Below are 18406 nucleotides of genomic sequence, written 5' to 3'. Positions count from 1 at the left end.
CTTACTGAATCTTAGCCTTTGAACGAAGTTTTTGCATCATTTCAGCAAACTTGGCTTTTTGCCAGTTTTGATCCGAAGCAATCATTTGCTTGAGATCTGCTTTTAAATCATCAAAGCTAGGTGCCTTCATGTCTCGCACATCAATCATTTTGATGATATGCCAGCCAAATTGAGATTTCACTGGCTTATCAGTGATTTGTCCATTCTTGAGTTGCACCATCGATTTAGAGAACTCTGACACTAGTGACTTTTCATTAACCCAACCTAAATCACCGCCATTAGGAGCGGAGCCTGGATCTTTTGATTTTGCTTTAGCAATGTCTTCAAAATTTCCACCAGCTTTCAGTTGAGCAATGATAGCCTTTGCATCAGACTCCTTTTCCACCAAGATATGTTCAACATGGTATTCCTTGCCAGTGTATTGATTTTTGACCGAATCGTAGGCAGCCTTGAGTTCTGCTTCCGTGACACCTTCTTTTTCAACAAAGTCCTCAAATACAGCAGCAACTAATATGCCAACTCGAGATTGCTCCAACTGTTCACGTACAGATTCTTTTTGAGATACACCGCGCTTATCGGCTTCTTGCAAGATGAGTTCTTTGGTCACGAGCATTTCGCGAGCCTGATCACGAACCTGTGGGTTATCAGGTTGACCTGATTTCTGAACCAATTTATCAAGGTGAGCCTTGGGAATCGATTTGCCATTCACAATAACAGCATTCTGAGAAAAAGCTGAAGCAGAAAACATGGTAGCGATAGCGCCAATGGCGAGGATATGTCGATTTGATAGCATGATGAATAAGGATTAAGTTGGTAATACTAGGAGTGTAAATCAGTCAGAGATCAGCCTCCTTAGGGGTTAGTGCGGAAATCGTTAAAGCATGGATTTCCTTGGGGATGTGTCGATTTAAGGCGGTATATATGGCTCGATGACGGGCTACAGAAGAGAGGGAGTCAAATTCTGCAGCAACAATCTGAATTTTAAAGTGACCCCCGCCGCTGGCCGCACCCGCATGTCCAGCATGAAGGTGACTTTCATCCTCAATATTTAAAAGACGAATGGTAAATGCCTTTTCAAGATCCTCTTTAAATAGTTGGATGCGTTCTTCATTAACATTCATGACTCGGGGTGCTCCATATGTTTTGATAGCCAAATACCTTGGGCAATCACAAAGGCAATTAATAGACCCGTGCTACCAAATAACTTGAAATTCACCCAAGTGTCTTCTGAAAATTCAAAAGCTATATATAAATTTAGGGCCCCCATTACAAAAAAGAATGTTGCCCAAGCAAGATTTAACTGATGCCAAACAGAATGTGAATGACTTTGCTTTAGTGTCACTTGTTTGCCCATTAAGATTTGGATCCAGTTCTTTTTAAAGAATTGGGCGCTTATCAACAATGCGCCGGAAAACAGCCAATAAAGAGCTGTAGGCTTAAGTTGGATGAAAGTTTTGTCATGTAAAAAAATTGTGAGGCTACCAAAAACAATAATCATGACAAGGCTGACCCACTGCATTGCGTCGATTTTTCGATGTCGATAGTAAACCCAGAGAATTTGCACGATAGTTGCAACCATCGCTACGATTGTTGCTGTGTAAATATCGCCAAATTTGAAGGCGATGAAAAAGAGAATGATTGGAAATAGGTCGAATAAGAATTTCATGAATGTTTATTTTGCTAGGGTTAGTTATTTCAAAGCTAATCAACCTTTTTAGTTGAATGTACATTATCGCTTGGTTCAAATACTAGCGATGCGGAATTGATGCAATAACGCAGGCCAGTAGGCATTGGACCATCATCAAAAACATGTCCAAGATGTGCATCGCAATTTGCGCATCTTACTTCTGTGCGAATCATGCCATGAGATGTATCGCGAACTTCTTTAATAACGGACTGATCGTGAGGTGCGTTATAGCTTGGCCAACCACAGCCCGCATCAAATTTTGTAATCGATAAAAATAGTGGGGTGCCGCAACATACACAAGAATATTCACCTTTATCCCAATGATCCCAATATTTTCCTGAAAATGGTCTCTCAGTAGCAGCTTCGCGTGTTACGCGATACTCAATATCACTAAGAATTTTTTTGTATTCTTGGTTTGTTTTTTTCATAGCCAGTCCATGCAAATTAAGATGAGCAACTTACTTCCACCTTCTCCAAATTAGCGGGAGGAGGTATCGCATATTCCTCAAACTCGATATGCTCATCGAAGGGGTTGGAAAGTAGCTCTAGCAATTTTTGTACTTCAGAAAAATCATGTTGCTGAGCTCTTTCAATGGCAATTTGAGCCTGATGATTGCGCAAGATATATTTTGGATTTATTGAATTCATCGCCCTCTGTCTTTCTTCATCAATGCTGTTTTCTGATTGAAGGCGATACATATAATCAGAAAGCCACTTGTCTATAGATTCACGATCAATAAAGTTGTCTCTAACGCTAATCGTTTGAATATCTTGCGTTTGCTGAACATAACTCAATTGCCTAAAGAAGTGCGTGAAATCGACCTTGGAGTCATGCATTGCCTGGAGTAATCGCTCAATCAAGTGAATATCTTCATCTTGCGAAGTGGATAGGCCCAGCTTTTGTCTAAATAGAGATTGCCAAGTGGTTGCATAAACAATCGCGAAACCCTCAAGCGCTTCACGTAAGAGTGATTGAGCATCTTTGGCATCATGACTCAACTCAAGCAACGGTAAAAATGCGTTAGCTAGGCAGGCCATATTCCAGTGCATGATTTGTGGCTGACGATGGTATGCATAGCGACCGCCTTGATCGCTGTGATTGCAGATATGGTCAATCTGAAATTGATCTAAAAAGCCAAATGGACCGTAGTCAATTGTGAGGCCAATTGCACTGATGTTGTCGCTATTGAGAACGCCATGACAAAATCCGACAGCTTGCCAATGCGCTACAAGCTTGGCATTGCGAGTACATATATGTTTGAATAAACCTAAGTATGGGTGCTTGTGATCTTGGCATTCAGGATAATGATCTCGTATTAGCAAGTCTGCAAGCTCTCTAAGTCGCGAGATATCTTGAAGCGATGCAAAGTGCTCAAAGTGACCGATGCGTATAAAACTTGGAGCCAGTCGAGTGCATACTGCCGCAGTTTCCATGGTTTCTCTGCGAACTGGCATCTCAGAGCCAACGACAGAAAGTGCTCGCGTGGTCGGTATACCTAAAGCATGCATAGCTTCACTGCATAAAAATTCACGGATTGAAGAGCGAAGAACTGCTCGACCATCTCCCATGCGGGAATAAGGGGTTTTTCCAGCACCCTTAATTTGTATTTCTTGACCACGAAGCTCGCCTAACAAAATTGCACGACCATCACCCAATTGGCCTGCCCAAACACCAAATTGATGACCGCTATAGACGGTAGAAAGGGGTGATGCAAAACGATGTGTTGCCGAAGTCAAAGAGTTGCCAGCGCAAATCTGAAGCCATTCTGGATCACTAGGCAATCCATTTTGACTTAACTCAAGCCCAATGAGTTTTGCTGCGCGAGCAGAAAATGCAACCCAATATGGATTTGGAATTGGGCTAGGAAAGGTGATTCGACAAGCGTCATCGCCACTTAGGGTAAATGCCATGGGAATATTCTAGGTGACTTCACAGAATAGTGCCAAAGACCCTAAAATCTTAGTATGAATAAACAAGTACAACTAAATCCCCAAACTCAATTAGCAAATTTAGGGGAGGAATTAAATGTTCCTTTCTTAAAGCTCTTAGGAGTTCGTTTTCTTAGTGCAGAGATGGGCAAGGGTGAAATACTCCTTGCTCTGAAGCCTGAGCACACAAATACTTGGGCTGTTGCTCATGGCGGAGTTTTACTAACGCTTATGGATGTTGCGATGGCTGTAGCGGCCCGATCAGGCGACCCCAGTGACCGTAGCGTAGTCACGATTGAGTTAAAGAATAACTTTATGCAGGCAGCGGATGGCATATTACGTGTAAAGGCAGATACTGTTCGCAGAACGGCCACGATGGCATTTTGCGAAGCCAAACTCTACAACGATCAGGGTGAAATTTGCTGCATGGCTACAGGTACATTTCAGTTCATAAAAAGGTTACCAACCCGTAATGCAAAAGGTGAGCGCGTGATCAACGAGGATCTGCGATCAAAGTAAATCTAATGACGTTATTAAACCGAGAGATTTGAATCGGGAGCTGTACTGAGAGCGCCAGTGATCACATCATGACCAACAGTACCATTGGCATCAAACCGACGCTCTACCATTTCAAATTTTCCATCTTTTCGCACTCTGAGTAAGGTGCTCGAACGCGTTCCATATGAAGGCGTTTTAATGAAAGCAGGGGACAGGGCTTTTTCCCATTCCTTGCTAACCCCAGTACTTGGTAGCTCATGGTCATTCGCACAACGAGTATCGGCTAATACTTTTAGATATTGATCGGCATTTTTAAGCTCACCCTGATCCATTGCTAGAGCTTGAGCAAAGGCAGCTACCCTATGATTTACTTTTGGCCATGGAGTATCAAGCATGGCATTGGATAAGCCATACACGCCCGAAGTCAGTGGTTGATATGGAAAGACTTTTCTGGGGCGAATACTTTGCCCCATCAATATACGATTACTGACCCAATGCATTTCGGCATTTTTGGGATCACTTAAGTCTGCCATCAATAAGTTAAAGCCATTGTAAAGACTAAAACGCTTGGCATGCTGCTCAACAAAAGAAGAGGGCTTGTCTTTACTAGCCAAATACATCAGCGAGAGCTCTCCTCTGGTGCGAGCGTCTGGATTTTTTTCGCTTGGCGCACGAACATTCGTGAGGGCCGCAAACTTACCTGTCTTAGTAAAGCCCAGCCAAGTGCCTGGGCTTCCTAGTACATCAGCGCGATCTCTACCGGCAAGAATATGAGGATGTTCTGGCCAATAGGCAATACCTTCTGTATCACGCTCATAAAACTCATCGCGATTCGCAGCCACGACCAAGGAATAGTCAGGATGAGAATTCCATGCGAAAAGGATGAGGCACATAGTATTCGAGTATTAATTAAATTTCGATCAAAGGATAGGGCAATGGATCTATTTTTAACACAGGGCCATCAACACTCCCCAACCGTATATCACCATGCTCAAGAGCCTCTGACTTACATTCCACCTGAAGATCCATTCGATTAGAGTCAAAGATATTTTGCCCAGATAAAACCACCATGCCAGCCGGTTGACTAGCGTCGTCACCATGAAAAATCTCTACCCCTGGATTCAAGGGGGCTCCATGTAGATGCTCTTTCGATATATGGGCCAAGCTTAAGCGACGCTTTATGGCGCCACGATACTGACTTCGAGCCACAATCTCTTGGCCTGGATAACAACCCTTTTTAAAATCAATGCCTGCCACTGATTCGAAATTAATCATTTGCGGCACAAACTGTTCCTGGGTTGCTTGAACAATTCTGGGTATCGCACTCAGAACCTCAAGATCATTCCAAGTTGTAAGCACATTATTTTCATTATCAAATGCGATTGATGATTTCGGTTGAGCAATTAATACTCGTCTATAGGTTTGACCTTCAGCTTTTACATCAGGCAGGCGGAGTCCAATTTGTGATGGATCAAGCGCTAATCCATCATTAACATTGCCGCTAGAGCAGTGCCCCAAGATATTCCACTCATTTGATGCATCAACAACTTTTACTTTGGATCGTAAAACGTACATGGATAATCGTTTAGCGATGTTTGCAGCAATATCCTTTGATAAAAACAGTGCAAAACGATCATCTGAGGAGCTGCTCTGTGGAGATAACATTAGCCAAGCGCTGGCGAGCAGTCTTCCCTTAGGACTGCAATATCCAACCAGTCTCACTGCCGAAGGTGGAGCAATTACGGATGAGGACGTACGGGCTAAGCCTAGAACAGAATTGGTTAGCTGATTCTGCAGAAAATTGGATGCATCTGGACCTTCAACAAAAATCAATCCCCATTCGGGTAGCTTGCAAAAACCCAAATATGCAGGGTTTTCTTGTATTGGCGCAATTTTGCTAAGAGTTGTCATGTTCCTTTTATCATAGCCTGATGCGAAAAATAATTCAGAGGCGATCTCTATTTAACTCTAAAAAGTCCTATGGGCTTAGCCTAACTTCATTTTTTTTGGCGCTCATTTGCCTCATAGTAATTCTGTATGGAGCTATTTTTGCATGGCCGGTAGTCCCAAGTCGCTCTAATATTCAGAATGATCAGGTATACCGAGTAAAAATCAAACCTCAATCCAGTCTAGCTAGCATCTCAGAGCAGTTGAAGGAGCAGGGGCTCTCTCTTTCTGTATTTCCGTTTCAAGTAGGTGCTCGCGCTCTCTTTGTAGGCTCAAAATTAAAGCCAGGGACATATTTATTACCCACTGGGGCGAGCCTAGGAAAGTTGTTGTTGCAGATAGCAAAAGGCGATCGAGTGCGAGAAAGTATTTCGATTATTCCTGGCATGACGATTTGGCAGGTTCGTAACTTAATAGACTCACACCCTGCGCTCACTCATCAAACAAGAGGTCTTGGTTCAAAAGCCTTGTTGGAAACTTTGAATCTAGACTTTCCTAGCGATGAAGGTATTTTTTTTCCCGATACCTACATTTTTGATCCTGATGAAACGGATATCAATATTTATCAACGAGCCTCGCAAGCAATGCAAAAACAGCTGAACCAAGCTTGGCAACAAAGAGCGCCTAATTTGCCTTTGAACAGTCCTTATGACCTATTGATCCTCTCATCAATCATTGAAAAAGAAACCGGTAAAAACGGCGATAGAGGTTTAATTGCAGCAGTCTTTGTAAATAGGCTTCATAAAGGGATGATGTTACAAACAGACCCAACTGTCATTTACGGAATTGGTCCTCAATTTGACGGCAACCTTCGCAAAACAGATTTACGCAAAGATAGTCCCTACAATACCTATATGCGCAAAGGTTTACCACCAACTCCTATAGCGATGCCAAGCAAAGAGTCGCTCCGAGCCGCTACGCACCCCGAACAAAGCAAGGCTTTATATTTTGTTGCTAAGGGCGATGGTAGTAGCCACTTCTCAGAAACCCTTAATGAGCATGAATCTGCTGTTGATCGCTATCAACGTAAATCAACACTTAAATCAAATTAGCACGACAGACCTATATGACAAATATGAATTTAGGATATTTCATTAGCTTTGAGGGCATAGATGGCGCCGGAAAAAGTACCCACATTGATCGATTTTGCAGCTTGATGAAGAGCAGATTCCCAAATCGTGAAGTCGTCGTAACACGAGAACCTGGTGGTACAGAATTAGGCGAACAATTACGTAGTCTGCTTCTAAATGCTCCGATGAATATTGAAACTGAAGCTCTCCTTATGTTTGCTGCTAGGCGCGAGCATATTGCGCAAGTCATTGAGCCAGCTCTGACAGCGGGAAAGATTGTCATATCCGATCGATTTACTGATGCCAGTTTTGCATATCAAGGCGGAGGGCGGGGCTTAAGTCTTGATAAGTTAAATGATTTGGAGCGCTGGGTGCAAGGTCAACCAGATGGCACTTTGCTCGAACCTAATCTCACCATACTCTTTGATTTGCCTGGAGAGGTGGCAGAAGAGCGTCGATCAAAGGCAAGAGCGCCTGATAAATTTGAAAAATTAGACCTCAATTTTTTTGAAAAAGTTCGACAAGAATATTTAAGACGGGCCAAAGAAAATCCAAACCGCTTTCATTTGGTTGATGCAACTCAAACACCTGAAACTATTTGGGATGGTTTGGAGCGCTTGGAATTGCGAATTTGATGACCGACTCAATGTTTCCTGATCCAGAGCAAGAGAGCACACTTGCGCCGTGGCTTAAACCGCTATGGGAAAGTCTTGATCTTGACAAGCTACCTAATGCCATTTTGGTCCATGGTCAGCCTGGGATAGGTAAATTTGCATTTGGCTTAGAGTTAGCAAAGGCCTTGTTATGCGAATCTACTCACTCAACCGCAAAGCCATGTAATCAATGCGATGGTTGCCATTGGTTTAATACAGGCAATCATCCAGACTTTACCGCCTTAGTGCCGGAAACACATCGAAAGCTGTTGCCCCAAGCCGAGTACGAGCAAGACGAGCCAACGAAAAAATCACGCAGCACAAAAGATGACGCTGATGCAGAATCTAGCGATAAAAAAGAAAAAAAGAATATCTCTATTGAGGATACTAGAAGTGTAATTGAAGGACTATCGATTGGATCTCATCGAGGAGGCAACCGCGTTATTCTGATTTATCCGTTGGAGATGTTGCGGTCAGATTCTGCCAATACCTTACTTAAATCTCTTGAGGAGCCGCCTGCTAACACCATCTTTATCTTGCTTGCTGATAGGCTTGATCGCGTATTACCAACAATACGCTCACGCTGTAGATTGTTGGCTGCACCTAGGCCTGACCGAGCCACAGGGCTAAATTGGCTGAAATCCCAATTAAGCGCCACACCAGAAATCAAGGCGCTTGAGGATGATATTCAGGCTATATTTGATGAGCAGGGCGGGGCACCTTATGCGGTTCTAGAGTCATTAGTTGCCAGACATCATAAAAATGAAAAGGATGAACTTACTCTATCGATCGCAGCTTCAAGAATATTGCTGCAATCTATGGCGCAAGCTGCTCGAATTAACTGGCTTGAAACAGCCGAAAAAATACATAAGGCTCAATATGCATTTTTGCTGGTAACAATGCAGCGTTGGATTTCCGATTTGCAGTTGGTGAGTGGTGGCGGGACCGCGCGGTATTACCCAAAACATGCCAATACGCTGAAGACGCTCTCACAATCTGCTCAAACCACCAAACTTCTTCAATTTTGGAAATCTCTTATCCAGGCACGAAGATCCGAGAATCACCCATTAGCAGCTCGCATTCAACTAGAGGCATTACTCTCACAATATCAACAGGTATTCGAGGCCTAAGATAGTCAGGACCGCTCTCGCAGTCTAAAATGACACCTATGTTTGTTGATTCCCATTGTCATCTCGACTTTCCAGAGTTTCGGGAGCGCCTCCCAGAGGTGCTGGCAAATATGAAATCCTCCCAGGTCAGTCATGCACTCTGCGTATCTGTAGATATCCCAGACTTTCCAAGAGTCCTACAATTGGCGCAAGAGAACGCCAATCTTTATGCCTCTGTTGGCGTCCACCCGGACTACGAGGACACCCCGGAGCCTACAGTAGAGTTTTTGGTTGATACCGCCTCCAAGCATGCAAAAATTATTGCCATTGGAGAAACTGGGCTTGATTACTATCGCATGGGTGATCGAAGTTATGAATCGATGGAATGGCAGCGAGATCGATTCAGGGTGCATATTCATGCAGCTATAGAGTCCAAAAAACCCTTAATTATTCATACACGTTCTGCCTCAGTCGACACCATCAAGATCATGAAAGAGGAGGGTGCAGATAGAGTAGGCGGGGTCATGCATTGCTTCACTGAAAGTTACGATGTTGCCAAGCAAGCGATGGATTTGGGTTTTTATATCTCTTTCTCAGGAATTGTGACTTTTAAAACCGCTACAGAATTACAAGAGACGTGCAAAAAAATACCCCTGGAGCGCATGCTCATTGAGACTGATTCCCCATATTTGGCGCCAATACCATTTCGTGGCAAAACCAACGAACCCGCTTGGGTATCCAAGGTGGGTGAATATATTGCTCAGCTCAAGAATCTACCCATTAACACTCTGGCTGATTGCACAACTAATAATTTTTTTCAATGTTTTCAGATAAATAGAGCTATTTCATAATGTATTTTCGTTACTGTAAATCTATCCTTTTTTGCGTAATTTTTACTTCTTTGAGCCCTTATTCTGTGGCCCAAACTGCAGCGCAAGCAGAAGATTTTGCTAAGGCAGCAAAATTTGATGATATTTCCGAGGTTAAATCCCTGATTGCCAAAGGTATTAGTCCAAATACAGTGGACTCAAAAGGCAATTCTATGCTGGTTTTGGCAATTAAGGACAAATCTACAGGCGTTACGGAGTTATTGCTGCAAAATCGGAATATAGACGTGGATTTATCTAATAAGTATGGTGAAACACCACTTATGATGGCTTCATTTGAAGGCAATTTACCACTAGTAAAGACGCTTGTACTTCAAAATAAAGCACGTATTGATCATATTGGCTGGACACCTTTACATTACGCCTGCACCAAGGGCAATCTTGATGTAGCCAAGTTTCTGGTCGCAAATGGCGCCATAGTTGACTCCAACGCATTAAATGGCACTACGCCGCTGATGATGGCCGTGCAATCAGGCAATGAAGAATTGGTTCGCTATCTATTGGATAACGGAGCGGATTTACGTATACGCAATACTCAAGGATTTTCTGCAATCGACATTGCCGAGATTTACGAGAAGCCTTGGATTGCAGATGGCTTGAAATCCCGCTGGCAAAAGCTATACAAGCAGCCATATCCAGGCCCCTTAAAACCACTTCCTGCAAAAAGCTCTTAAATAGTATTTGCGTATAATCATTATTATGTCAAATAAGATATTCAATCTAATCTGAACATGCTCGAATTACTTCAAGAAGCCAACCTTCCCAGCTTTATCTCGCTATTTAACGAAATTAATGATGATATTGGCAGCCCTCAAATTTGGTTTGTCTTAATTAATGCATGCCTGATGTTGGCGGTACATGCAGTTGTGGTTTTGGGGATAGCCAGCGCATTTCATTACATAGATAGCCTGATGTCTCGGCATAGTATTTTTGGCGCAAGCTTTTTGTCCTATTTCGTGGCCATCTTTTTGGTCATTGCAATTCATTTTGCCGAAATAATCATTTGGGCTTACCTTTGTGTTGCTCTAAGGGTGTTTCCTACAAATCCGCAGACATTTTTCTTTGCTGGTGAAATGTATACAACTGTTGGATACGGAAACTACAAATTAACAGAGCAATGGCGGATTTTGCCAATCATCATCTCTTTTACAGGAATTTTTGCTGTTTCCATGTCGGGTGCCGCACTCTACACCATGATGGGGGCCTTGATCAATAAGAACAAAACGGGCACTTAAGCAGGAAAATTAGTTAGGATTTGGAGTTGGGCTGGGATTGAGTGCAATTGGATTTTTCTGCTTAAAAACCAGCTCTAAGACTCGACCATTTGACTCTAAAGACCGAATACGCCCTGGAAGCCACTCAAGATCTTTTGCCAACCAGATATCCACTTGGCGCTTATATGGGTCGTTCTCTCGCTGCATTAATGCGTAATGCCGGTTAACTGCCGTACCCAGACTGGGAATATCATCGTTCAACGCTTCTCCATAGCTTTTGAAATGCCACTGATCCAAAGTGTTGTAATCAACCACAGGGATGGATCGAATTGCACCAGGCTCATCAATTTTGCTATCGCCATTGAGTAATGACGCTAATTGAAACATTAGACTAAATCGATCCTGAGTACCAGGAACAATAGTTGGGCTAAATTCAGGTTTTTCAGAGAAAAACATTCGCCCTCCTCCACTATCGTCTCTATCAAAGCGAGAGTAACGCGGGGCTCTAGCTCCCCGTTGTGACCAATAAATTGCAGGAGAAATACCGTAAGCATCAACTGATCCTCTTGACTCAAAAACAAACGGACCAACAAATGCATAAGGTATGTTGATATAAAGTCGATAAGAACTTCCGCTAACAATCCAATCAATTTCACCGGTCTGGAACTTCTGACCATCGACAAATGAATCGTAGTAAATAGTGCCGGATTCAGGTAACTTAAATGGAACGCCTGCCTGATTCTCTGAGCTACCTTGCGCGCTTGTATTTGATGCATCATCTACCATTTGATTGGCGGGAGTTTTCTGCGTTGGCTTTTGAGCCTTAGCCATTTGAATTTTTTTCGGAGGTTCAGATTTCAACTCTGATCGAATAATCAAATCATCGGAAACCTCAGGAAGACGAGAAAAAGAAATAAGAGGCATTCCAAAAAATAGAATGCAGTGCCCCAAAAGAGATAAAAGCAAGGCACCAAGAAAAATCCGCAATGACTGGCCGCGAAGAAGTTCACTCATATTTGAGTGCAATACTAGCAAAGTGTTGACTTTATTTCAGGCTCTTTAAAAGTCGACTATTTTTGGGAAGATTGGCCGCCAAGAAATCCATTTGATCAGCCAAGATGTTTCGCCCTTTTAAAATCATGTCCTCATAAAGACTGGGAAGATACGGCGTGTACAGAAGACTCATACCAGCCTGTTCGGGAGTGCGATTACCTTTACGCTGATTGCAGGGTCTGCAAGAAATTACAAGGTTCATCCAGGAATACTTTCCACCCCTACTATTTGGAATAATATGCTCGGCCTCTGCGCAACCCTCGTGAATAGCATCACCGCAGTAAGCACAGATGCCACGATCACGTTTAAAAAGTTTGTGCTTGGTGATAACTGGAACTACATCAAATAGATTAATTTTTGAACTGCCTTTAACGGCTATGATCGAATGGAGCTCGATGATGGATTGCGTCCCACTAACTCTAGAAATGCCGCCACGCATACGCATGATGGGATCACCAAGAGTCCAAATAACGCTATTTTCAGCATATTGCTTGGTAGCTTCTTCAGCGTTTACCCATCCCTGGGGAATTCCACCAGCGTCTAATTTCAAGATGCTCAGCACAATCTCTTCTTTCTAGGCCGCCCCTTTTTAGATTGGGCGATCATTTGCTTCATCTTACCGAAGAAGCAAAATGCAATCAACCAAGAATAATTAAGGGGAAACAAACTTTAGAACCTGCGGAAGAAAATTGGCATATTCTGAAATACCATGGTCACTACCTTCTAGTACAAGATGATTTGCTCCAGGATAAAAGTCAACCATCTCTCGCCAATCCAAAAGTTCGTCACCTTTAGCGGCGATCAAAAAATAGCGAGATGGATTGCTAATTTTTTCCACTTGTAAAGTTTTCAGTTCGTCAATATATTCAGGACGAAAATCAAAAGGTTCATCGCTATCATACGCGGTCATCATGCCAACATGGGGCGCCAACTCCCTAGCAGCTCTTACTGCTGGATTTAGAACAACGGCTTTACAGCTATATTTCTCAGCAAGATAATTCGCATAAAACCCGCCTAATGAAGAGCCGACAACAACAATTTGATCAGAATCAGACTGATGAATTCGATCCTCGACTATTGCCATACTTTCCCGCGGTGAGGCAAGCAATTGTGGGCAATACCATTCGAAAAAGTTTTCGGGTGTCGATATAGTCTTTATTCCTTCGCCAGTGATCACCGCCTTACTAGAGCGAGGTGACGATCTAAACCCGTGTAAATAAACCAATAAAGTTTTAGTCATACGTATATTGCTTACTTAGGATTTCTGCCCTACTTCAAAGTTAGCCATCATCTCAAGAGCTCTGACCATTGCAGAGTGATCCCAGCTTTTGCCACCATGCGCTGAACAAGAATTAAACAACTCCTGAGCAGTGGCAGTGTTTGGAAGGGCAACGCCAAGTGATCTAGCACTATTAAGGGCTAAATTGAGATCTTTTTGGTGCAGCTCAATACGAAAACCTGGGTCAAACGTACGCTTTACCATACGCTCACCATGAACCTCCAAAATTTTTGACCCAGCAAAGCCACCCATTAACGCTTGGCGAACTTTCGCTGGGTCAGCGCCAGCCTTGGAAGCAAAAAGCAAAGCTTCTGCAACCGCTTCAATATTAAGTGCAACAATAATTTGATTGGCAACTTTTGCAGTTTGTCCATCGCCGTTGCCACCAACTAAGTTAATGTTCTTCCCCATCAGATCAAATACTGGTTTGACCCGATTAAATACACTCTCGTCTCCTCCAACCATAATGGAAAGAGTTGCGTTCTTAGCGCCTACTTCACCGCCCGATACAGGTGCATCTAGATAATCGCAGTCGAGGGCATTAATTTTCTTGGCAAATTCTTTTGTTGCTATTGGGGATATGGAACTCATGTCCACCACAATTTTCCCTTTACTTAATCCTGCAGCGACGCCATTTTCGCCAAACAGCACCTTTTCTACATCGGGAGTATCTGGAACCATTGTAAAAATGATGTCAGCATTCAGCGCAACTTCTTTAGGGCTTGCACACTGCTGAGCTGTTGAAGTTGCCAGTAACTCCGGAACTTTGCTGCGCGTATGAATGAAAACGCAATGGCCAGCATTAACTAGGTGTCCAGCCATAGGCGCACCCATAATGCCAAGACCAATAAATCCCAAATTCAATTGTTTACTCATGATGTCTCCGACTGTAATGATTGAGATTAGATATCTAGGAAGTTAGCTCAGTCAACCAACCAAGACCTGCCTCAGTAGTACTAGCTGGTTTATATTCACAGCCAATCCAACCCTTGTATCCAATACGATCAAGGCATGTAAAGAGGTGGCGATAGTTAATCTCACCTGTGCCAGGCTCATTACGTCCTGGATTATCTGCTAACTGAATGTGTGCAATCCGTGATAGATGTTTTTGAATGGTATTGGCTAGCTCACCTTCCATTCGTTGAGCATGATAGATGTCGTATTGAAGATAGAGGTTTTCAGCATTCACCTCATTCATGATTTCAATAGCTTGAGATGTTCTTGATAAGTAAAATCCAGGAATATCGAAGGTATTAATTGGCTCTACTAATAAACGTAAATTTGCTTTCTTCAACTCAGAAGCGGCAAACCGCAGATTTTCAATGAAGGTTGTTCGAATCACAACAGGATTAACGCCTTCTAGGACTTTACCCGCTAGACAATTTAGTTGCCCAACACCAAGGACTTTGGCGTATTCAATCGCACTGAATACTCCTGCACGAAACTCATCAATTCGATCTGGATGACAGGCAATCCCCCGCTCTCCTGCATCCCAGTTTCCAGCAGGCAAATTATGGAGAACCAGTTGCAACTGGTTTGTATCTAAGTGTGCTTTTATCTCTTGCGCTGAATATGCATAAGGGAAGAGAAATTCAACTGCCTTGAATCCTGCCTTAGCAGCTAAGTTGAAGCGCTCCAAAAATGGGGCCTCATTAAATAGCATCGTTAAATTAGCGGCAAACTGTGGCATTGGGTTCCTTGGATGGATCTACTATCCAAGAATCTTAACAAAGTTAAGAATATTCATCTCAAGATCTAATAAGGCCTTCTCATGGCTGATTATGGACAAAATTGCGCTAATATGGAGTGCAAAATCATTTACCAAAAGGAACAAAATGAACAATCAACTTATTAATGCCTCTATTGGGTTGATAGCTGCAACCTTTTTTTCAACTGCAGCGCTTTCTCAACCAAGCGGAGCCCCTGCTTCAAGCAAACCTATCGTGATCGACGCTGCTGTTGTCGATAATAGTTACTCACTCTACGAGGGGGATGTTGTCAAAGTTGATAAAAAGACTCGCACTATTACCTTTAAAAATAAAGAAGGTGAGTCAAAGTTCGTTGCCGGCCCTGAAATCACTAACTTTAATCAGATCAAAAAGGGTGATCACCTTAATGTGACCTACCAACTTGCAGTGGCCATTGAATTAATTAAAACGAAGAGTGATGGTATCCGCAGCAAGGTAGAAACTAACACCGTCACCACATCAAAAGCAAATGAAAAACCAGCTGAAACTATCGCGAATAAAACCACGATAGTTGCCGATATTGTTGAAGTAAACCGCGAGAAGAAACTGGTATCTGTTAAAGGGCCAAGTGGAAAAGTGACTACTGTAACCGTCAAGAACCCAGCCCTTCTTGCTGACGTTAATGTTGGCGAACAAGTAAAGGTAATCTACTACGATGCAATGGCGGCATCCATTACCGCCCCAAAGAAATAAGTTGATGCAATTATTAGTTGTTTGCAGCAAATTAGTAGTTAGCCTTTCTCTAACCTCCCTGCTTCTGGCCTGCGCTAATACAACGAGGTCAGGAGCAGTTGGAATCAATCGATCACAATTTTTAGCGGTATCCGCATCTGAGGTTGATCGACTATCTGCCATTAGCTATAACGATCAGAATCAAAAGGCTAAAGAAAAAAATATCCTCATCACTTCGGGTCCAGCTTATGACAGGCTTAAAGCAATCTCTAATCGTTTGATTGCTCAAACAGCAATTTTTAGAGACGACACTCAGCAGTGGAATTGGCAGCTTGTACTAATTAACGCCCCAATACTCAATGCGACGTGTGCCCCCGGCGGAAAAATTACTTTTTATACAGGCCTAATAGAGCAACTAAATTTAAATGATGATGAGATTGCAGCGATCATGGGTCATGAAATTGCGCATGCATTAAGAGAGCATGGTCGAGAGCGTTTATCGCAAGCGATGGCGCAAAGTGCTGTTGCGAACATTGCCATGGCAGTTGCTGGACCTTATGGGTCAGCTGTTAGCGCTGCAAATCAGGCTGCTCAGTATGTCCTAGTTCTTCCTAATTCTCGTCAGAATGAATCTGAGGCTGATGCCATTGGATTAGAGCTTGCCGCTCGGGCTGGCTATAACCCTAGGGCTGCAATTAGCGTTTGGCAAAAAATGAATAGAGCCACCGATGGCAAGGGAACTTTTGAGTTTTTATCCACCCACCCTTCTGGAGATACTAGGATTGAACAACTTACAGAACTAATGCCTGCAGTTGAACCCCTCTACCAGGCTTCCCATAAAGCGAAAGTTAAATAGACGTTAATTCCTTAAGTTTGTGGGGGGGGGGGTGATTTTAATAATTCACGAATTTTGTTGTCGCCCTCAACCATGAGTTTAAATCGTGAATCACTTACCAAGACCGCCATTTTGGCGTTGTATTGCTCTCTTCGTAACCATTCAACCAAGAAGCATACTAAAGCTGTGTAGGTTGCATATACGATTAAAGTCGTAATATCTCGAGAGTCCACAACAGTGAACGACCCAAAAGGGGCCATAAAGAAATATGAAATCAGCGGAATACTCAATACAAGCGTGAGTAATGCTGGGCCTGTTCCAAAAAAGAACGCAATCAAAATTGTATTAATTTGGAAAAAGAACAGAGGCATTGCATCTTCAATATGTGGCTGGAGAGCAAGCCTTACACAAAAAGCGAAAAAAACACCAATGCATGCGTTTATATAGCCAACATGCTTATTTGAGCACCATCTTTTGGCATTAAGATTATGTTTCATTGGTTGTGAAGTGAGTGTATTCTCTTAGGATAGCATGAGAGACAATTTATAAGATGCCGCAAATAAATGCAACAGGAGATTCTGGCTCCACACTAACAATCTTGCTACCTGGACTTAATGGTGGAGGACTAGAGCTTGGTCAACTTCCTAATTTCTTGGGAGCTAATGGCTTTGACACCCTTGTCCCCCAAATTGACGGCTATCTTCATGGGTCAGAGCCCAGCGGCTTTGAAGAATGGATTGGTCAAATACACAACACAATTGATGATGCCAAAAATCGTTACAAAACCATCAACTTAGCTGGGATCAGTATGGGCTCTACCCTAGCTCTTGCTGTTGCAAGTCAAAGAACTGACATACCCTCCATTGCACTTCTATCCCCAGTATTGCGTTATGACGGTTGGTCGGTTCCAAGATATCGCTTCCTTTTGGATATTGCTTATAAACTTGGTATTCGTGATTGGAAGTATCTCGAACGAGAGCCATTTGGCATAAAGAATCAAGATCTGCGTAGACGTATTCGAGATAAATTTAAGGCCAATGAATTGTCTGAAGTTGGGGCCCCTTTTATCACAGCGAGACATTTACATGAAGCCAAAGGCTTGATGTCTTATGTCACCAACAATTTAGATGCTATAACTTCTAGGTTATTAGTCTTGCAATCAGTCGAGGACGATACATGCACTATATGGTCTGCAGAGAAAATTCTCTCTGATGCAAAGTCAGATTTACGCAGGGTAATCTGGCTAGGCAACAGTTATCACATTATTACCGTTGATAATGAACGCGAGATTGTTTTAAACGAGGTGCTGAGATTCTTTACAAGAGCTGCGGGGGGCAATCTAGGCATAGATAGTTACTACACCGACATGACTTCAAAACCTCTAAAATCCAGAATTCTTTGATTTACAGAGACAAGGTAATTTAAAAGCCTCCACTTGGGAGGCTTTTAAATTAAGAATTTGGCGGAACGGACGGGACTCGAACCCGCGACCCTCTGCGTGACAGGCAGATATTCTAACCAACTGAACTACCGCTCCAAATTACATCAAGTAAAACAACTGCAATGGCCAAAAATTTGGCGTCCCCAGGGGGATTCGAACCCCCGTACTCACCGTGAAAGGGTGATGTCCTAGGCCTCTAGACGATGGGGACCTAGACCACTTTGTACGTCATTTGCTTTGAAATCTTGGTGGAGATAAGCGGGATCGAACCGCTGACCTCTTGCATGCCATGCAAGCGCTCTCCCAGCTGAGCTATACCCCCGAAATCTCGCAATAAAACCACAAGACAATCAAAACAATCCAAGATTTTAGCCTATTTTTGTG

The 18406-nt window shown here is 43.0% G+C and carries 23 protein-coding genes and 3 tRNA genes; 10 read left to right on the top strand and 16 right to left on the bottom strand.

Annotation, left to right across the window (positions count from 1 at the left end; genetic code table 11):
* Window position 1: 1 nt before the first annotated feature.
* The 5 genes from NHB34_RS05005 to NHB34_RS04985 are packed head-to-tail and all read right to left on the bottom strand — an operon-like array spanning window position 2 to window position 3598.
* Window positions 2-793: a peptidylprolyl isomerase gene (locus NHB34_RS05005; RefSeq protein WP_353426554.1), complete on the bottom strand. Its 792-nt coding sequence runs from the start codon at window positions 791-793 to the stop codon at window positions 2-4.
* A gap of 43 nt (window positions 794-836) precedes the next feature.
* Window positions 837-1121, bottom strand: coding sequence for a BolA family protein (locus tag NHB34_RS05000; protein WP_353426553.1), 285 nt, complete (start codon window positions 1119-1121; stop codon window positions 837-839).
* Window positions 1118-1666 (bottom strand): septation protein A, encoded by a 549-nt coding sequence (locus NHB34_RS04995; protein WP_353426552.1) that lies wholly within the window; start codon window positions 1664-1666, stop codon window positions 1118-1120. The genes NHB34_RS05000 and NHB34_RS04995 overlap by 4 nt, the downstream gene beginning before the upstream one ends.
* Before the next feature lie 35 nt (window positions 1667-1701).
* Window positions 1702-2121 carry a peptide-methionine (R)-S-oxide reductase MsrB gene (gene msrB, locus NHB34_RS04990; RefSeq protein ID WP_353428546.1) on the bottom strand — a complete coding sequence of 140 codons (420 nt, stop codon included), beginning with the start codon at window positions 2119-2121 and terminating at the stop codon, window positions 1702-1704.
* Window positions 2122-2131: 10 nt separating this feature from the next.
* On the bottom strand, window positions 2132-3598 hold the full coding sequence (locus NHB34_RS04985) for a protein adenylyltransferase SelO (protein WP_353426551.1): 1467 nt from the start codon (window positions 3596-3598) through the stop codon (window positions 2132-2134).
* 54 nt (window positions 3599-3652) lie between these two features.
* On the opposite strand from NHB34_RS04985, the gene NHB34_RS04980 reads away from it, so the two are divergent.
* Window positions 3653-4135 (top strand): PaaI family thioesterase, encoded by a 483-nt coding sequence (locus NHB34_RS04980; RefSeq protein ID WP_353426550.1) that lies wholly within the window; start codon window positions 3653-3655, stop codon window positions 4133-4135.
* A gap of 14 nt (window positions 4136-4149) precedes the next feature.
* Here the strand turns inward: NHB34_RS04980 and NHB34_RS04975 are convergent, their stop codons facing one another.
* Together NHB34_RS04975 and NHB34_RS04970 are read right to left on the bottom strand one after the other, a co-directional pair.
* Complete coding sequence (locus tag NHB34_RS04975; protein WP_353426549.1) at window positions 4150-5007, bottom strand: NRDE family protein; 858 nt, start codon at window positions 5005-5007, stop codon at window positions 4150-4152.
* A gap of 16 nt (window positions 5008-5023) precedes the next feature.
* The gene (locus NHB34_RS04970) at window positions 5024-6025 is read right to left on the bottom strand and encodes a folate-binding protein (RefSeq protein ID WP_353428513.1); all 1002 of its coding nucleotides are present in this window, start codon (window positions 6023-6025) and stop codon (window positions 5024-5026) included.
* Window positions 6026-6120: 95 nt separating this feature from the next.
* On the opposite strand from NHB34_RS04970, the gene mltG reads away from it, so the two are divergent.
* The 6 genes from mltG (at window position 6121) to NHB34_RS04940 (ending at window position 11015) form a co-directional block, all read left to right on the top strand.
* Window positions 6121-7113 (top strand): endolytic transglycosylase MltG, encoded by a 993-nt coding sequence (gene mltG / locus NHB34_RS04965; RefSeq protein ID WP_353428512.1) that lies wholly within the window; start codon window positions 6121-6123, stop codon window positions 7111-7113.
* Between the two features lie 23 nt (window positions 7114-7136).
* Window positions 7137-7766 carry a dTMP kinase gene (gene tmk, locus NHB34_RS04960; RefSeq protein ID WP_353428511.1) on the top strand — a complete coding sequence of 210 codons (630 nt, stop codon included), beginning with the start codon at window positions 7137-7139 and terminating at the stop codon, window positions 7764-7766.
* Complete coding sequence (locus NHB34_RS04955; protein WP_353428510.1) at window positions 7766-8914, top strand: DNA polymerase III subunit delta'; 1149 nt, start codon at window positions 7766-7768, stop codon at window positions 8912-8914. Before tmk ends, NHB34_RS04955 begins: the two co-directional genes overlap by 1 nt.
* A 38-nt stretch (window positions 8915-8952) precedes the next feature.
* Complete coding sequence (locus tag NHB34_RS04950) at window positions 8953-9744, top strand: TatD family hydrolase (protein WP_353428509.1); 792 nt, start codon at window positions 8953-8955, stop codon at window positions 9742-9744.
* A gap of 65 nt (window positions 9745-9809) precedes the next feature.
* A complete protein-coding gene (locus NHB34_RS04945) occupies window positions 9810-10454 on the top strand; it encodes an ankyrin repeat domain-containing protein (protein ID WP_353428508.1) in 645 nt (214 codons plus the stop codon).
* A 57-nt stretch (window positions 10455-10511) separates the two neighbouring features.
* Window positions 10512-11015, top strand: a complete 504-nt coding sequence (locus tag NHB34_RS04940) for an ion channel (protein WP_353428507.1) — start codon at window positions 10512-10514, stop codon at window positions 11013-11015.
* Between the two features lie 9 nt (window positions 11016-11024).
* On the opposite strand, the gene NHB34_RS04935 is transcribed toward NHB34_RS04940, so the two are convergent.
* The 5 genes from NHB34_RS04935 to hyi form a co-directional block, all read right to left on the bottom strand.
* The gene (locus tag NHB34_RS04935; RefSeq protein ID WP_353428506.1) at window positions 11025-12008 is read right to left on the bottom strand and encodes a DUF3108 domain-containing protein; all 984 of its coding nucleotides are present in this window, start codon (window positions 12006-12008) and stop codon (window positions 11025-11027) included.
* Window positions 12009-12039: 31 nt separating this feature from the next.
* Window positions 12040-12606 carry an HNH endonuclease gene (locus NHB34_RS04930; protein ID WP_353428545.1) on the bottom strand — a complete coding sequence of 189 codons (567 nt, stop codon included), beginning with the start codon at window positions 12604-12606 and terminating at the stop codon, window positions 12040-12042.
* 93 nt (window positions 12607-12699) lie between these two features.
* Entirely contained in the window at window positions 12700-13287 is a 588-nt protein-coding gene (locus tag NHB34_RS04925) for a YqiA/YcfP family alpha/beta fold hydrolase (RefSeq protein ID WP_353428505.1), read from the bottom strand.
* Window positions 13288-13302: 15 nt separating this feature from the next.
* The gene (glxR, locus tag NHB34_RS04920; RefSeq protein ID WP_353428544.1) at window positions 13303-14205 is read right to left on the bottom strand and encodes a 2-hydroxy-3-oxopropionate reductase; all 903 of its coding nucleotides are present in this window, start codon (window positions 14203-14205) and stop codon (window positions 13303-13305) included.
* Between the two features lie 31 nt (window positions 14206-14236).
* Window positions 14237-15016, bottom strand: a complete 780-nt coding sequence (gene hyi / locus NHB34_RS04915) for a hydroxypyruvate isomerase (protein WP_353428504.1) — start codon at window positions 15014-15016, stop codon at window positions 14237-14239.
* 145 nt (window positions 15017-15161) lie between these two features.
* Here hyi and NHB34_RS04910 point away from each other — a divergent pair, with 145 nt between their 5' ends.
* Both NHB34_RS04910 and NHB34_RS04905 read left to right on the top strand, forming a co-directional pair.
* A complete protein-coding gene (locus tag NHB34_RS04910) occupies window positions 15162-15767 on the top strand; it encodes a hypothetical protein (protein ID WP_353428503.1) in 606 nt (201 codons plus the stop codon).
* A gap of 4 nt (window positions 15768-15771) precedes the next feature.
* Window positions 15772-16602 (top strand): M48 family metallopeptidase, encoded by an 831-nt coding sequence (locus NHB34_RS04905; protein ID WP_353428502.1) that lies wholly within the window; start codon window positions 15772-15774, stop codon window positions 16600-16602.
* Between the two features lie 11 nt (window positions 16603-16613).
* Here the strand turns inward: NHB34_RS04905 and NHB34_RS04900 are convergent, their stop codons facing one another.
* Window positions 16614-17078 (bottom strand): DUF4118 domain-containing protein, encoded by a 465-nt coding sequence (locus tag NHB34_RS04900; protein ID WP_353428501.1) that lies wholly within the window; start codon window positions 17076-17078, stop codon window positions 16614-16616.
* 53 nt (window positions 17079-17131) lie between these two features.
* Here NHB34_RS04900 and NHB34_RS04895 point away from each other — a divergent pair, with 53 nt between their 5' ends.
* Window positions 17132-17983, top strand: a complete 852-nt coding sequence (locus tag NHB34_RS04895) for an alpha/beta fold hydrolase (protein ID WP_353428500.1) — start codon at window positions 17132-17134, stop codon at window positions 17981-17983.
* Window positions 17984-18041: 58 nt separating this feature from the next.
* On the opposite strand, the gene NHB34_RS04890 is transcribed toward NHB34_RS04895, so the two are convergent.
* The 3 genes from NHB34_RS04890 to NHB34_RS04880 form a co-directional block, all read right to left on the bottom strand.
* Window positions 18042-18118, bottom strand: a tRNA-Asp gene (locus NHB34_RS04890).
* A 39-nt stretch (window positions 18119-18157) separates the two neighbouring features.
* Window positions 18158-18233: transfer RNA gene (locus NHB34_RS04885), tRNA-Glu, on the bottom strand.
* A 35-nt stretch (window positions 18234-18268) separates the two neighbouring features.
* A tRNA-Ala gene (locus NHB34_RS04880) sits at window positions 18269-18344 on the bottom strand.
* Window positions 18345-18406: the final 62 nt, after the last annotated feature.

This window comes from Polynucleobacter sp. MWH-UH19D (genome assembly GCF_040409795.1).
Taxonomy (GTDB): Bacteria; Pseudomonadota; Gammaproteobacteria; order Burkholderiales; family Burkholderiaceae; genus Polynucleobacter.
This window is presented reverse-complemented; position numbering and strand designations above follow the sequence as displayed.

What these genes read in the sequence shown, in the direction of transcription:
- tmk (WP_353428511.1), top strand. Translation starts at nt 7,137, where the DNA reads ATGAATTTAGGATATTTCATTAGCTTTGAGGGCATAGATGGCGCCGGA.
- NHB34_RS04985 (WP_353426551.1), bottom strand. Translation starts at nt 3,598, where the DNA reads ATGGCATTTACCCTAAGTGGCGATGACGCTTGTCGAATCACCTTTCCT.
- NHB34_RS04970 (WP_353428513.1), bottom strand. Translation starts at nt 6,025, where the DNA reads ATGACAACTCTTAGCAAAATTGCGCCAATACAAGAAAACCCTGCATAT.
- NHB34_RS04905 (WP_353428502.1), top strand. Translation starts at nt 15,772, where the DNA reads ATGCAATTATTAGTTGTTTGCAGCAAATTAGTAGTTAGCCTTTCTCTA.
- NHB34_RS04975 (WP_353426549.1), bottom strand. Translation starts at nt 5,007, where the DNA reads ATGTGCCTCATCCTTTTCGCATGGAATTCTCATCCTGACTATTCCTTG.
- NHB34_RS04925 (WP_353428505.1), bottom strand. Translation starts at nt 13,287, where the DNA reads ATGACTAAAACTTTATTGGTTTATTTACACGGGTTTAGATCGTCACCT.
- hyi (WP_353428504.1), bottom strand. Translation starts at nt 15,016, where the DNA reads ATGCCACAGTTTGCCGCTAATTTAACGATGCTATTTAATGAGGCCCCA.
- NHB34_RS04995 (WP_353426552.1), bottom strand. Translation starts at nt 1,666, where the DNA reads ATGAAATTCTTATTCGACCTATTTCCAATCATTCTCTTTTTCATCGCC.
- NHB34_RS05005 (WP_353426554.1), bottom strand. Translation starts at nt 793, where the DNA reads ATGCTATCAAATCGACATATCCTCGCCATTGGCGCTATCGCTACCATG.
- NHB34_RS04895 (WP_353428500.1), top strand. Translation starts at nt 17,132, where the DNA reads ATGCCGCAAATAAATGCAACAGGAGATTCTGGCTCCACACTAACAATC.
- NHB34_RS04980 (WP_353426550.1), top strand. Translation starts at nt 3,653, where the DNA reads ATGAATAAACAAGTACAACTAAATCCCCAAACTCAATTAGCAAATTTA.
- NHB34_RS04910 (WP_353428503.1), top strand. Translation starts at nt 15,162, where the DNA reads ATGAACAATCAACTTATTAATGCCTCTATTGGGTTGATAGCTGCAACC.
- NHB34_RS05000 (WP_353426553.1), bottom strand. Translation starts at nt 1,121, where the DNA reads ATGAATGTTAATGAAGAACGCATCCAACTATTTAAAGAGGATCTTGAA.
- NHB34_RS04955 (WP_353428510.1), top strand. Translation starts at nt 7,766, where the DNA reads ATGACCGACTCAATGTTTCCTGATCCAGAGCAAGAGAGCACACTTGCG.
- NHB34_RS04940 (WP_353428507.1), top strand. Translation starts at nt 10,512, where the DNA reads ATGCTCGAATTACTTCAAGAAGCCAACCTTCCCAGCTTTATCTCGCTA.
- NHB34_RS04900 (WP_353428501.1), bottom strand. Translation starts at nt 17,078, where the DNA reads ATGAAACATAATCTTAATGCCAAAAGATGGTGCTCAAATAAGCATGTT.
- NHB34_RS04950 (WP_353428509.1), top strand. Translation starts at nt 8,953, where the DNA reads ATGTTTGTTGATTCCCATTGTCATCTCGACTTTCCAGAGTTTCGGGAG.
- NHB34_RS04935 (WP_353428506.1), bottom strand. Translation starts at nt 12,008, where the DNA reads ATGAGTGAACTTCTTCGCGGCCAGTCATTGCGGATTTTTCTTGGTGCC.